This is a genomic window from Microbacterium algeriense (assembly GCF_008868005.1).
GTDB lineage: Bacteria > Actinomycetota > Actinomycetes > Actinomycetales > Microbacteriaceae > Microbacterium > Microbacterium algeriense.
In genome coordinates, this window is record NZ_WAAO01000002.1 from 173,854 (window position 1) to 187,171 (window position 13,318).

Below are 13,318 nucleotides of genomic sequence, written 5' to 3' on the forward strand. Positions count from 1 at the left end.
GATGCTCGATGCGCTCGGGATCGACGCCGCGGGAGCCGACGACGCGCTGACCGCCGTCGAGGCGCTGATGCGCCAGGCCGTTCCCGCATCGATCTACACCGGCCCCTCGTCGGACGACTCCGCGTCCCGGATCCCCGGCGCCGCGAGCGAGACCGAGGCCCTGGCCGAACTGCGCGGCCTCGCGTCGCGCAACACCGTGAACCGCCCGATGATCGGCATCGGCTACTACGGCACCATCACTCCGCAGGTGATCCAGCGGAACGTGCTGGAGAACCCGTCCTGGTACACGGCGTACACGCCGTACCAGCCGGAGATCTCGCAGGGGCGCCTGGAGGCGCTCATCAACTTCCAGACCATGGTCGCCGACCTCACCGGGCTCACCACGGCCAACGCGTCCATGCTCGACGAGTCGACCGCGGTGGTCGAGGGCATGCTGCTGGCCAGGCGCGCGTCGAAGTCCTCCTCGAACGTGTTCGCGGTCGATGCCGATGCCCTCCCGCAGACCGTGGCCATGCTCGCCACGCGCGCGCAGGCGCTCGGGATCGAGATCGTCTCGGTCGACTTCGCCGCGGGGGAGGAGCTGCCCGAGAGTCTGTTCGGCGTCTTCGTGCAGTACCCGGGGGCTTCCGGTCGGGTGTGGGACCCCTCGGCGGTGTTCGATGCCGTGCACCTCGCCGGCGGTCTCGCGGTCGCCGCCGCCGACCTCCTCGCCCTCACGCTGATCGCCTCGCCGGGCTCGCTCGGCGCCGACGTCGCGGTGGGGACGACCCAGCGCTTCGGCGTGCCCATGGGCTTCGGCGGACCGCACGCGGGCTACATGGCCGTGCGCTCCGGGCTCGAGCGCCAGCTCCCCGGTCGCCTGGTCGGAGTGTCGGTCGACGCCGACGGCAAGCCCGCCTACCGGCTCTCGCTGCAGACCCGCGAGCAGCACATCCGCCGCGAGAAGGCCACATCGAACATCTGCACCGCGCAGGTGCTCCTGGCCGTCATGGCGTCGATGTACGCGGTCTATCACGGTCCCGACGGACTGCGCCAGATCGCCTCGGGGGCGGCGACGAAGGCCGCGCTGCTGCGCGACTGGCTGACCGAGGCCGGCGCCGAGGTCGTGCACGAGTCCTTCTTCGACACGCTGTCGGTGCGCGTGCCGGGCCGGGCGGCGGAGCATGCCGCGCAGGCACGCGACGGCTACGGGATCCTGCTCCGGGTGACGGACGCCGACACGATCGGCATCTCGGTCGACGAGACCACCACGGTGACCGAGCTCCACCAGGTCGCGATGGTGTTCGGCGGAACGCAGGAGCGCGCCTTCGGGTTCGCCGGCGGGGAGAACGCCCTGCCGTCGGAGCTTCGCCGACAGGACGAGTACCTCACGCACCCCGTTTTCCACGCTCACCGCAGCGAGACGGCGATGATGCGCTACCTCAAGAGCCTCTCCGACCGGGATTACGCGCTCGATCGCGGGATGATCCCGCTGGGCTCGTGCACCATGAAGCTCAACGCCGCGACGGAGATGGCCGCCATCACGTGGCCGGAGTTCGCCGGCATCCACCCGTTCGCTCCGGCGGCCGATGTGCAGGGCTACCTCGAGCTCATCGATCAGCTCGAGGGCTGGCTCGCGGAGGTCACCGGATACGATGCCGTCTCGCTGCAGCCCAACGCCGGTTCGCAGGGTGAGCTGGCGGGCCTTCTCGCGATCCGCGGCTACCACCACGCGAACGGCGACCAGCACCGCACGGTCTGTCTCATCCCGTCGTCGGCGCACGGCACGAACGCGGCCTCGGCCGTGCTCGCCGGCATGAAGGTCGTCGTCGTCGCGACGGACGAGCTCGGCAACGTCGACCTCGACGATCTGCGCGCGAAGATCGCCCAGCACGCCGACGACCTGTCCGCCCTGATGATCACCTACCCCTCGACGCACGGCGTCTACGAGGAGCAGGTCGTCGAGATCACGAGCGCGGTGCACGACGCGGGCGGCCAGGTCTACGTCGACGGCGCCAACCTGAACGCGCTGCTCGGGTACGCGCGGTTCGGTGACCTCGGCGGGGACGTCTCGCACCTGAACCTGCACAAGACGTTCGCCATCCCGCACGGGGGCGGCGGTCCCGGCATCGGTCCGGTCGCAGCGAAGGCGCACCTCGCGCCGTTCCTGCCCTCGCACCCCCTCGCGCAGCGCGCCGAGCACTTCGGCGGCTACACGTTCGAGGGCGGCGTCATCTCGGCCGCACCGTACGGATCCGCGGGCATCCTCCCGATCTCGTGGTCCTACGTGCGGATGATGGGCGCCGACGGACTGCGTCGCGCGACGGCGGCCGCCGTGCTCTCCGCGAACTACATCGCCGCCCGTCTCGGCGAGCACTTCCCGGTGCTCTACACCGGGGAGAACGGCCGTGTCGCGCACGAGTGCATCCTCGACCTGCGCCCGCTCAAGGAGGCGACCGGCATCACGGTCGACGACGTCGCGAAGCGTCTGATCGACTACGGCTTCCACGCCCCGACCATGTCGTTCCCGGTCGCCGGCACCCTCATGGTGGAGCCGACCGAGTCGGAGGACCTCGACGAGATCGAGCGGTTCATCGAGGCGATGATCATGATCAAGGCCGAGGCGGATGCCGTCGCCGCCGGACGCTGGCCGGCTGACGACAACCCGCTCGTGCGTGCCCCGCACACCGCCGTCTCGCTCATCGCGGGGGAGTGGTCTCACGCATACAGGCGGGAAGAGGCCGCATACCCGGTGCGCTCCCTCATCGCCGGCAAGTACTGGCCGCCGGTGCGTCGGATCGATCAGGCCTACGGCGACCGCAACCTCGTGTGCGCCTGCCCGCCGGTGGAGGCCTTCGCCTGACATCGACACCCCACGACGGCGACGCCGTGCCCCTGCCGAGGGGTACGGCGTCGCCGCGTTTCCGGGTGTTTCGCCCGTGTTACAGATGGTCACCACTCAGTAACAGTTCGTTAGCTGAGTGAAGTGCCGACGAAACCGCGGGTTACGCTCAGGTATCCCTGCGTGTTCGATGGTGAGCGCGCAGACTCAGCACTGTCCACAGGAGGACGAAAAGTGAAAAGAAACAGGATTGCCCTCGCGGGCAGCGCTCTGCTCGTGGTCGGCGCCCTGGCGTTGGCCGGTTGCGCAGGCGGGAACGACGCAGGCAACGACGACTCCACGGCGTCGACGACCGCGATCATCTCGGCGAACGGAGGCGAGCCGGAGAACGCGCTGATCCCGACCAACACGAACGAGGTCAATGGCGGCAAGATCCTCGACTCGATCTTCGCAGGTCTTGCCTTCTACGACGGCGACGGCGCCCTCGTCAACGACATGGCCGAGTCGATCACGGTCGACGCTCCGAACAAGGTCACCGTGAAGCTGAAGGAGGGCAACAAGTTCACCAACGGTGAAGACGTCGTCGCCCACAACTTCATCGACGCATGGAACTACGGCGCGCAGCTCTCCAACGCGCAGCTCAACCAGTCCTGGTTCGCCGACATCGTCGGCTTCAACCCGGATGCGGACTCCGAGCTCACCGGTCTCACCGAGGTCGACGACCAGACCTTCACGATCGACCTGAGCAGCGACGTGGCCTCCGACTTCGTGACCCGCCTTGGCTACTCGGCGTTCTACCCGCTGCCCGATGTGGCATTCGAGGACATGGATGCCTTCGGCGAGAACCCGATCGGCAACGGCCCGTACAAGCTCGCCGAAGACGGCGCCTGGCAGCACGACGTCCAGATCGACATGGTCAAGAACGATGACTACAAGGGCGAGCGCGTCGCACAGAACGGCGGCCTCACGCTGAAGTTCTACACCGCTCCGGAGGGTGCGTACGCAGACCTCCTCGGTGGCAACATCGACGTCATTGACCAGATCCCCGAGGCTTCGCTCGAGGTGTTCGAGGACGAGCTCGGCGAGCGGGCGACGAACCAGCCTGCCGCGATCTTCCAGTCGTTCACCATCGGCGGCCAGCTCCCGCACTTCTCGGGTGAAGAGGGCGCGCTGCGTCGTGCGGCCATCTCGATGGCGATCAACCGCGACGAGATCACCGACAAGATCTTCGCCGGCACGCGTACTCCGGCGAGCGACTTCACGACTCCGGTCATCGACGGCTGGAGCGACAGCATCCCCGGCGCCGAGGTGCTCGCATACGACCCCGAGAAGGCGAAGGAGCTGTGGACCCAGGCCGACGCCATCTCCCCGTGGTCCGGCACCTTCCAGATCGCGTACAACTCCGACGGTGGACACCAGGTGTGGGTCGACGCCGTGTCGAACTCGCTGAAGAACACGCTCGGGATCGAGGCGTCGGGCGCACCGTACGTCGACCTCGCGACGCTCCGCGCTGCGGTCAACGCGCGCGACGACGCGGGCAAGCGCACCATCCAGACGGCGAACCGCTCCGGATGGCAGGGCGACTACCCGGCGGTGTACAACTTCCTGCAGCCGCTGTACGGCACGGGAGCATCGTCGAACGACGGCGACTACTCGAACCCCGAGGTCGACGCTCTGCTCGCCGAGGGCGCAGCAGCCACCAGCGCGGATGATGCCAACGCCGCGTACGAGAAGGCGCAGGAGATCCTGTTCAAGGATCTTCCCGTCATCCCCCTCTGGTACCAGAACTCCATCGGTGGCTTCGGCGAGAACGTCGACAACGTGACCGTCGGATGGAACTCGGTTCCGCTCTACTACGAGATCACCAAGGCCGAGTAGGTCCTTGGGGTGAACGGCAGCGAGGCGGTGGCGGCGACGTCACCGCCTCGCGTCGTGCACTCCGGCTGACTCCGACTCCACGAAAGGAGCAAGGATGCTCGCCTATACCCTGCGGCGACTTCTCCAGCTGATCCCGGTCTTCTTCGGTGCGACGCTTCTCATCTACGCGCTCGTCTTCCTGATGCCGGGTGACCCGATCGCGGCGCTCTTCGGTGACAAACCGCCGAGCCCGCAGCTGCTCGCCACGATCCGAGCGCAGTATCACCTGGACGACCCGTTCCTCGTCCAGTACTTCTACTACATCACCGGCGTCTTCAAGGGCGACATGGGAACGACGTTCTCCGGTGAGTCGGTGAGCACCGTGCTCGCCCGGACGCTTCCGATCACCGGTCGTCTGGCCATCATGGCGATCGCGATCGAGTTCACGCTCGCGATCATCATCGGAACGCTCTCCGCGCTCCGCAAGGGCAAGTTCTTCGATCACGCCTCGCTGATCGTCTCGCTCGTGTTCCTGTCGATGCCGATCTTCGTCGTCGCCTTCCTCGCGCAGTACTTCCTGGCCATCAAGCTGGGCTGGTTCCGTCCGACGGTCGGCGGTCAGAACGACTGGGGCGACCTGTGGCTCCCGGCGATCGTGCTCGGGCTGAGCCTGTATGCGACGAGCATGCGCCTGATGCGCGGCTCGGTGCTCGACACCCTCAACCAGGACTGGGTGCGCACGGCGTACGGCAAGGGACTGTCGCGCAACCGCGTGATCCCCGTGCACGTGCTGCGCAACTCCCTGATCCCGGTGATCACCAACTCGGCGACGAACTTCGGTGTCCTCCTCGTCGGAGCGACCGTGACGGAGTACATCTTCAACATCCCGGGCGTGGGCCAGACCCTCTTCCAGGCGACGTTGCGGCACGAAGGACCGACGATCGTGTCGTTCGTGACGGTGTTCGTCATCATCTACGTTCTCGTCAACCTGCTCGTGGACCTGCTCTACGGGCTGCTCGACCCGAGGATCCGCTATGTCAAGTGACCGTCCCACCCACTACGTCGCACCGGTGGTGGCCGAACAGCCGCCGACGGATGCCATCAGCGTCAAAGGCAAGCCCGCGAGTCTCTGGCGGGACGCGTGGACAGACCTGCGCCGCCGTCCTTCGTTCTGGATCTCGCTCGGAATCGTCGCGCTCATCCTGCTGATGGCCCTGTGGCCGACGCTCTTCACGCAGACGCCGCCGAACAACCAGTGCGAGCTCGCGAACTCCAACGCGGGACCGGCCGCAGGCCACCCGCTCGGATACACCTTCCAGGGGTGCGACATCTGGTCCCGCATCGTCTGGGGTTCGCGCACGTCCCTCAGCGTCGGCCTTCTCGCGACCATCATCAGCTCGACGCTCGGACTGATCATGGGCGCCTTCGCCGGCTACTACGGCGGATGGCTCGACGCGGTGCTCTCCCGCGTCGGCGACATCTTCTTCTCGATCCCCTACATCCTCGCGGCGGTCGTCGTGATGACGGTGTTCTCCCAGTACCGCAACGTCTTCACCCTCGCTCTCGCGATCGGTGGATTCGCCTGGGCTGCGACGGCGCGTGTCGTCAGGGCGGAAGTGCTCAGAGTCAAACAGGCTGATTTCGTGATGGCCTCGGCCGCGCTCGGCAAAGGCCGCTTCGGCACCCTCCTGTCGCACGTGATCCCGAACGCCTTCGCTCCGTTGCTCGTCCTGGCGACGCTGGCTCTCGCCGGCGGTATCGTCGCCGAGGCGACCCTGAGCTTCCTCGGTGTCGGGCTCGGAAGCGATGTCATGTCCTGGGGCAACGACATCAGCCAGGCGCAGCGCTCTCTGCGTGTCGCGCCGATGGCGCTGATCTATCCGTCGATCGCGCTCACCATCACGGTGCTCGCGTTCATCCTCCTGGGCGAACTCATCCGAGACGCCCTCGACCCGAGGGCGAGGGCACGCCGATGATCGAATCGACAGCTCCGCTGCTGAGCGTTCGCGACCTCACCGTCGCGTTCGACACGCAGAACGGCACACGACAGGTCCTGCACGGCATCAGTTTCGATGTCATGGCAGGGGAGACGGTCGCGATCGTCGGCGAGTCCGGTTCGGGCAAGTCGACGGCGGCGACCTCGATCATCAAGCTCCTCGCGGGCACGGGTCGGATCACCGGTGGCAGCATCACTCTGGACGGGGAAGAGCTCACGCATCTCTCCGAACGGGAGATGGAGAGGGTGCGCGGCAGAGCGATCGGCTACGTGCCGCAGGACCCGATGTCGAATCTCAATCCCGTCTGGAGCATCGGCTTCCAGGTCGAGGAGGCGGTTCGTGCCAACGGTCTCGCGCAGGGCCGCGCTGCGGTGCGCGCTCGTGCGATCGAGGTGCTCCAGCAGGCGGGGCTCGCCGACGCGGCCAAGCGGCTGCGTCAGTTCCCGCACCAGTTCTCCGGCGGTATGCGCCAGCGTGCGCTCATCGGCATCGGATTGGCTGCTGACCCGCGGCTGCTGATCGCGGACGAGCCGACCTCGGCGCTCGATGTCACCGTGCAGCGTGTGATCCTCGACCACATGGCGAGCCTCACCCGCGACCGCGGAACCTCGATGCTGCTGATCACGCACGACCTCGGTCTTGCGGCCGAGCGCGCAGAGCGCCTGATCGTGATGCAGAACGGGTCGATCGTGGAATCGGGGCCGAGTAAGGAGATCCTGCAGAACCCGCAGCACCCGTACACCAAGCGCCTCGTCGCGGCGGCACCCAGTGTGGCTTCGCAGCGCATCCAGGCCGTGGTCGAGGACCGCGGCGTGGAGACGCTCGAGGATCTCGCCGCCATCCCGCCGACGGTGCGGGTGGCCGGCCTCACCAAGGACTACCGCATCCGTCAGGGTGGGTTCCGCAGTGAGATGTTCCGTGCGGTGGACGACGTGTCGTTCGAGATCCCGCGAGGAAAGACGCTGGCTCTGGTCGGCGAGTCCGGCTCCGGCAAGTCGACCGTCGCGAAGATGGTTCTGAAGCTCGAGGACCCCACGTCGGGGACGATCGAGATCGACGGCATGGACGTGTCCGGGTTCTCCCGCGCCCAGTCCTTCGGTCTTCGGCGTCGCATGCAGCCGGTCTTCCAGGACCCGTATGGGTCCTTGGATCCGCTGCGCAACCTCGAGAACACGATCGCGGAACCGCTCGAGATCCACGGCGTGGGCGACCGCGCGTCGCGTCGTGAGCGCGTGCGCGAGCTGCTCGACCAGGTGTCACTGCCGCAGGACCTGGCCACGCGCTATCCGAGCGAGCTGTCCGGAGGACAACGTCAGCGTGTCGCGATCGCGCGCGCTCTGGCGCTGAAGCCCGACATCGTCGTGCTCGACGAGGCGGTCTCGGCGCTGGACGTGCTCGTCCAGGCCCAGATCCTCAAGCTGCTGGCCGACCTGCAGACCGAGCTCGGGCTCACCTACCTGTTCATCACGCACGACCTCGCGGTGGTGCGTGTCTCGAGCGACCTCGTCTGCGTCATGGAGCGCGGCAGGATCGTCGAGCAGGGCACGGTCGACGAGACCTTCGCCAACCCGAAGCAGGAGTACACGAGCCGTCTGCTCGAAGCGATCCCCGGTGCGTCCATCCCTCTGGGTGGCCTCTGATCGTGGCGATGCCGAACTCTCCCGAGGACGGGCGGACCTTCCGCTCGTCCTCGGGCACGGTTGTCATGGTCGTGAGCCTCGCTCTAGCGGTGTTCCTGCTCGGCGACGCCGTCGTGCGCGGAGGCTGGGGGCAGACGCTGCTGCTGGCGCCCTGGGTGCTGCTCGGGCTGTGGATCATCTACGAGATCAGCTACGTGTCGATGGTCCGCATCGGCGATGACGGGGCGCTCGTGCAGAACATGCTGCGACGGACGGAGTTCGGCTGGCACCGGGTCCGCGACATCGATCTGCAGTGGCAGCTCAGCTTCGCGTTCGACGACGGCACGGAGCTCACCTGTTGGGGTGGGCCGGCCCACGCCCGCCCGAGGCGCAGCAAGATGCGAGATGAGGAAGTGACGGTCTCGGCTTCGTTGCAGAGCCTCACCGACATCCGCGACCGCTGGCAGGCGGCTGCGGGCCACGCGGCGAGTGCGCCGATCCGCCGTTCCTGGGATACGAAAGCGCTGCTGGCGCTCGCAGGGATCGTGGCGTGGGCGGTCGTCGCCGTCCTGATCGTCGCCGCTGGCTGAGCAGGATGTGCCACTCGGTCACGCGCCCCTGTCCTCGGGCGAGAACAGGGGCGCGTGATCATAGGGCCCGAGACCTGGTTCAGGAATACGAGAACCAGTGGCCGGGCAGGTTGGCGCGGTAGACGCACGGTCCGACGCTGTAACCCTCCTGCATGAAGATCCGTCGTTCGGCCTGGCAGTAGGCCAGGTCGGTGAACGGGCCGAACCAGGACGCGGCCTGCGCTGCGGCGGCCCCGCCGAACACCATTCCCGTGACGAGGACGATGCCTGCGGCTGTTGCGGACAGTTTCTTCTTCATTCGAATCCCCCCGGATTGTCGTACCCACGACGTCGTGGGTGGCCCCGAGCCTAAGGGGACCCCTGACGGGTGTCAACGTCCGTCGAGGGCATCATCGGGTGCGGACGGAGGGCTGAGCGTCCGAGCCGTCAGCTCGGGAGTCCGAATAGATCCGGCCAGGTCGCCGCTGCCCACGGGTAGCCGACGAACACGGTCGCGTCGATGAGGAAATGCGCGACGAGGAAAGGCAGCAGGCGGCCGGACCGCTGGTAGAGCCAGCCGAACAGCAGCCCCATGGCGAGGTTCCCGATGAACGCGCCGGGCCCCTGATACAGGTGGTAGCTGGCACGTAGGAGCGAGGTCGCGATGATGATCGTCCACGGTGACCAGCCGAGCTGCCGCAGCCGCGCGAAGAGGTAGCCGAGCACCACGAACTCCTCCTGCAGGGCAGCCCGCGCCGCGGCGAGGAGCAGGATGGGCACCGTCCACCAGTGCGCGTCGAGACCGGCGGGGTTGACGGCCACGAACAGTCCGAGCGCTCGTCCGGCGAGGTACAGCCCGAGACCGGGGACGCCGATCGCCACCACGAGGAGGATGCCACGGCCCGCGTCGCCGATGACCCGCGTTCCATCGAGTCCGAGCCTGCCCAGGTGCGGACGCCGCGCCTGCCAGAGCAGGAAGCACACCAGCAGCACCGGGACGAGGGAGAACCCGATGGAGAGCACCTGATAGATCAGGTCGAAGAGCTCGCGGTCGCTGCGGGAGGGATTGAGCGTCGCCGTCTGATCCGCGAGCGGCGTCTCATCGGTCAGGCGGTACGCGAGCTGCACGATCGCGTACACGGCCGACTGGCCGAGACCGAGGGCGAGCACGATGGCGATCTCCCACCACAGGCGGCTGCGTCCTTCGCGTCCCTTCGCGGTGTCGGACTCCGACGTGGTGCGAAGGGAGGAAGGCCGCTCGGGGACCGGGGCGGAGCGCTCGGGAGCCGGGGGAGTGGGGGTCACGATCTCGATGCTACGACCCGTATTCAGGAACATGCCCTGAGCTTGCGTTATCCTGGAACGTCGGCTTCCCGGCGCAACCCCACACTCTTTGAGGACCCTTGTATGGCGCACGCCCTCCGCTCTGACCTCCGCAACGTCGCAATCGTCGCCCACGTCGACCACGGCAAGACCACTCTTGTCGACGCGATGCTTCGCCAGACGGGTTCCTTCGGTGAACACTCGCACGTGGAAGAGCGCGCGATGGACTCGAACGACCTCGAGCGTGAGAAGGGCATCACGATCCTCGCCAAGAACACGGCGATCACCTACAAGGGCAAGCACGCCGACGGCAAGGAGATCACGATCAACGTGATCGACACCCCCGGCCACGCCGACTTCGGCGGTGAGGTCGAGCGGGGCCTGTCGATGGTCGACGGCGTCGTGCTCCTCGTCGACGCGAGCGAGGGCCCGCTGCCGCAGACCCGCTTCGTGCTGCGCAAGGCGCTCGAGGCCAAGCTCCCCGTCATCCTCCTGGTCAACAAGACCGACCGTCCCGATGCCCGCATCGCCGAGGTCGAGGAGGAGGCGCACGACCTGCTGCTGGGCCTCGCCTCCGACCTGGTCGACGACGTGCCGGACCTCGATGTCGACGCGCTGCTCGACGTGCCGGTGGTCTACGCCTCCGGCCGCGCCGGCGCCGCGTCGCGGAACCGTCCTGCCGACGGAGCGCTGCCCGACAACGACGACCTCGAGCCCCTGTTCGAAGCGATCCTCGAGCATGTCCCCGCTCCGGCGTACGACGACGAGGCTCCGCTGCAGGCCTGGGTCACGAACCTCGACTCCAGCCCGTTCCTCGGCCGACTCGCCCTGCTGCGCGTCTTCAACGGCACGCTCAAGAAGGGCCAGACGGTGGCCTGGGTGCGCGCCGACGGCACCACGAGCAACGCGCGCATCACCGAGCTGCTCAAGACCCGCGCTCTCGAGCGCTACCCCGCCGAGTCCGCCGGCCCCGGTGACATCGTCGCGATCGCCGGTTTCGAGAACATCACCATCGGCGAGACCATCGCCGACCCGGAGGACGTCCGTCCGCTTCCCGCGATCACGGTCGACGACCCCGCCATCTCGATGACGATCGGCACCAACACCTCGCCCCTCATGGGCAAGGTCAAGGGACACAAGCTCACGGCTCGCATGGTCAAGGACCGTCTCGACAAGGAGCTCATCGGAAACGTCTCGCTCAAGGTCGTCGACATCGGACGCCCGGATGCGTGGGAGGTGCAGGGCCGCGGCGAGCTGGCCCTCGCCATCCTCGTCGAGAACATGCGGCGTGAGGGCTTCGAGCTCACGGTCGGCAAGCCGCAGGTGGTCACGAAGAAGATCGACGGCAAGACCTACGAGCCGTTCGAGCACCTGACCATCGACACGCCGGAGGAGCACCTCGGCGCGATCACGCAGCTGCTGGCGAACCGCAAGGGTCGCATGGAGAACATGACCAACCACGGCACCGGCTGGGTGCGCATGGAATTCATCGTCCCGTCGCGCGGCCTGATCGGCTTCCGCAGCGAGTTCCTCACCACGACCCGTGGCACCGGTATCGCGAACGCGATCTCGCACGGCTACGAGCCGTGGGCCGGCTCCATCACGACGCGCCAGAACGGATCGATCGTCGCCGACCGTCAGGGCGTCGTCACCCCGTTCGCCATGATCGCCCTGCAGGAGCGCATGTCGTTCTTCGTGCAGCCCACGCAGGAGGTCTACGAGGGCATGGTCATCGGCGAGAACTCGCGCGCCGACGACATGGACGTGAACATCACCAAGGAGAAGAAGCTCACCAACATGCGTGCGGCCAGCTCCGACACGTTCGAGTCGATGACGCCTCCGCGCGTGCTGACCCTCGAGGAGAGCCTCGAGTTCGCCCGTGACGACGAATGCGTCGAGGTCACGCCCGAGGTGGTCCGCATCCGCAAGGTGATCCTCGACCAGACCATCCGCGGTCGCGAGGCCTCGCGCCTGAAGCGTCAGGACGCGAACGCCTGAGGACATCCCGGAGCACGCTCCGCGAGAGGGCCCTGCCCGCGCCGAAAGGCGCCTGCAGGGCCCTCTTCTCATGTAAATCCCAGGTGAGGGCTAGTTTTCGCTCAGGTTGATGACGCAGACTCGTTGACTTGCGCCTGGGGCGAGCTCCCGATGAGTCCCCTGCAAGGGCGCACGACGACCCGAAAGTCGAACCCATGCTTCAGAACACCCGTGCGCTTCGGCGCGCCTCCGCGGCGGCCTCCGCTCGCGCCGCAGTCACCGCCCGACGCCCGATGACCATCTTCGGCACCGTCTGCGCGACCCTCCTCGGTGTCACGCTCAGCGTCGGCCTCGCCTCCGCCCCTGCTGCCGGCGCCGTGGCCCCCGACGTCGCGGCCGCGTTCCCCCGGACGGTGCTGGGCGCCGACCAGTTCAGCAGCATCGCCGACGACACCCGATCCGCGGTGAGCACTGCCGAGGCCGCGGCGTCTGTCGCCGACGCCCTGAGCGACGAGGTCGCCGCGTCCGGCCTCGATGTCGGAACGACCGTGAAGGTCGACACCTCCACCCTGGAGGACAGGATCGATGCCCTCGACGATGCCGAGGTGATGCCGCTGCTGCTGCTGGACACCCGGATGGAGGAGGCCGCCGCGGAGACGCGACGAGTCGTCTCCGAGACGGGCGTCCTGCGAGACGCGTTCACCGCGGCCCAGCAGAAGAAGGCCGCCGAGGATGCGGCGCGAGCCGCGGCGGAGCAGAAGGCGGCGGAGGAGCACGCTGCGCAGGAGGCCGCCGCGGCGCTCGCGGCGGCGAACACCGTGGACGGCGCGAAGGCCACGGCCCGGCAGCTGATGGCGAGCACCTACGGCTGGGGCGGAGATCAGTTCTCCTGCCTGGAGTCGCTGTGGACCAAGGAGTCGGGCTGGAACTACCAGGCCTACAACGCCGACGGCGGCGCCACCGGCATCCCGCAGGCGCTTCCCGGGAGCAAGATGGCCGCAGCCGGCGCGGACTGGCAGTCCAACGCCGCGACGCAGATCGCCTGGGGTCTCGGCTACATCTCCTCCGCATACGGCACTCCGTGCAGCGCGTGGTCGCACTCGCAGGCCATGAACTGGTACTGAGTCGGGCCGCAGTCAGCACGCGGAGACGCGC

General features: G+C 67.7%; 10 protein-coding genes. 8 read left to right on the forward strand and 2 right to left on the reverse strand.

From position 1 onward, the window contains the following. The first annotated feature begins 1 nt into the window (after position 1). The 6 genes from gcvP (at position 2) to F6A08_RS08490 (ending at position 8,884) form a co-directional block, all read left to right on the forward strand. Positions 2 to 2,842 carry an aminomethyl-transferring glycine dehydrogenase gene (gene gcvP / locus F6A08_RS08465; RefSeq protein ID WP_420846040.1) on the forward strand — a complete coding sequence of 947 codons (2,841 nt, stop codon included), beginning with the start codon at positions 2 to 4 and terminating at the stop codon, positions 2,840 to 2,842. A 213-nt stretch (positions 2,843 to 3,055) separates the two neighbouring features. Next, positions 3,056 to 4,699: a peptide ABC transporter substrate-binding protein gene (locus F6A08_RS08470; protein WP_124895174.1), complete on the forward strand. Its 1,644-nt coding sequence runs from the start codon at positions 3,056 to 3,058 to the stop codon at positions 4,697 to 4,699. A 94-nt stretch (positions 4,700 to 4,793) separates the two neighbouring features. Continuing rightward, positions 4,794 to 5,723 (forward strand): ABC transporter permease, encoded by a 930-nt coding sequence (locus tag F6A08_RS08475; protein ID WP_124895175.1) that lies wholly within the window; start codon positions 4,794 to 4,796, stop codon positions 5,721 to 5,723. Then, entirely contained in the window at positions 5,713 to 6,654 is a 942-nt protein-coding gene (locus F6A08_RS08480) for an ABC transporter permease (RefSeq protein WP_124895176.1), read from the forward strand. Before F6A08_RS08475 ends, F6A08_RS08480 begins: the two co-directional genes overlap by 11 nt. Then, positions 6,651 to 8,315, forward strand: a complete 1,665-nt coding sequence (locus F6A08_RS08485; RefSeq protein WP_124895177.1) for a dipeptide ABC transporter ATP-binding protein — start codon at positions 6,651 to 6,653, stop codon at positions 8,313 to 8,315. The genes F6A08_RS08480 and F6A08_RS08485 overlap by 4 nt, the downstream gene beginning before the upstream one ends. Before the next feature lie 8 nt (positions 8,316 to 8,323). Then, the gene (locus F6A08_RS08490) at positions 8,324 to 8,884 is read left to right on the forward strand and encodes a PH domain-containing protein (RefSeq protein ID WP_124895178.1); all 561 of its coding nucleotides are present in this window, start codon (positions 8,324 to 8,326) and stop codon (positions 8,882 to 8,884) included. Between the two features lie 79 nt (positions 8,885 to 8,963). Here F6A08_RS08490 and F6A08_RS08495 read toward each other — a convergent pair whose 3' ends face one another. Together F6A08_RS08495 and F6A08_RS08500 are read right to left on the reverse strand one after the other, a co-directional pair. Continuing rightward, a complete protein-coding gene (locus F6A08_RS08495; RefSeq protein WP_124895179.1) occupies positions 8,964 to 9,182 on the reverse strand; it encodes a hypothetical protein in 219 nt (72 codons plus the stop codon). Positions 9,183 to 9,310: 128 nt separating this feature from the next. Continuing rightward, entirely contained in the window at positions 9,311 to 10,201 is an 891-nt protein-coding gene (locus F6A08_RS08500) for a CPBP family intramembrane glutamic endopeptidase (RefSeq protein ID WP_192576728.1), read from the reverse strand. A gap of 69 nt (positions 10,202 to 10,270) precedes the next feature. Here F6A08_RS08500 and typA point away from each other — a divergent pair, with 69 nt between their 5' ends. Both typA and F6A08_RS08510 read left to right on the forward strand, forming a co-directional pair. Then, positions 10,271 to 12,184 (forward strand): translational GTPase TypA, encoded by a 1,914-nt coding sequence (gene typA / locus F6A08_RS08505; RefSeq protein ID WP_017203338.1) that lies wholly within the window; start codon positions 10,271 to 10,273, stop codon positions 12,182 to 12,184. A 194-nt stretch (positions 12,185 to 12,378) separates the two neighbouring features. Further along, positions 12,379 to 13,287 carry an aggregation-promoting factor C-terminal-like domain-containing protein gene (locus F6A08_RS08510; protein WP_151459242.1) on the forward strand — a complete coding sequence of 303 codons (909 nt, stop codon included), beginning with the start codon at positions 12,379 to 12,381 and terminating at the stop codon, positions 13,285 to 13,287. Positions 13,288 to 13,318 lie beyond the last annotated feature (31 nt).

Coding starts and splice junctions, on each gene's coding strand:
- gcvP (WP_420846040.1), top strand. CDS start 2: ATGCTCGATGCGCTCGGGATCGACGCCGCGGGAGCCGACGACGCGCTG.
- F6A08_RS08475 (WP_124895175.1), top strand. CDS start 4,794: ATGCTCGCCTATACCCTGCGGCGACTTCTCCAGCTGATCCCGGTCTTC.
- F6A08_RS08480 (WP_124895176.1), top strand. CDS start 5,713: ATGTCAAGTGACCGTCCCACCCACTACGTCGCACCGGTGGTGGCCGAA.
- F6A08_RS08485 (WP_124895177.1), top strand. CDS start 6,651: ATGATCGAATCGACAGCTCCGCTGCTGAGCGTTCGCGACCTCACCGTC.
- F6A08_RS08490 (WP_124895178.1), top strand. CDS start 8,324: ATGCCGAACTCTCCCGAGGACGGGCGGACCTTCCGCTCGTCCTCGGGC.
- F6A08_RS08495 (WP_124895179.1), bottom strand. CDS start 9,182: ATGAAGAAGAAACTGTCCGCAACAGCCGCAGGCATCGTCCTCGTCACG.
- F6A08_RS08500 (WP_192576728.1), bottom strand. CDS start 10,201: ATGTTCCTGAATACGGGTCGTAGCATCGAGATCGTGACCCCCACTCCC.
- typA (WP_017203338.1), top strand. CDS start 10,271: ATGGCGCACGCCCTCCGCTCTGACCTCCGCAACGTCGCAATCGTCGCC.
- F6A08_RS08510 (WP_151459242.1), top strand. CDS start 12,379: ATGCTTCAGAACACCCGTGCGCTTCGGCGCGCCTCCGCGGCGGCCTCC.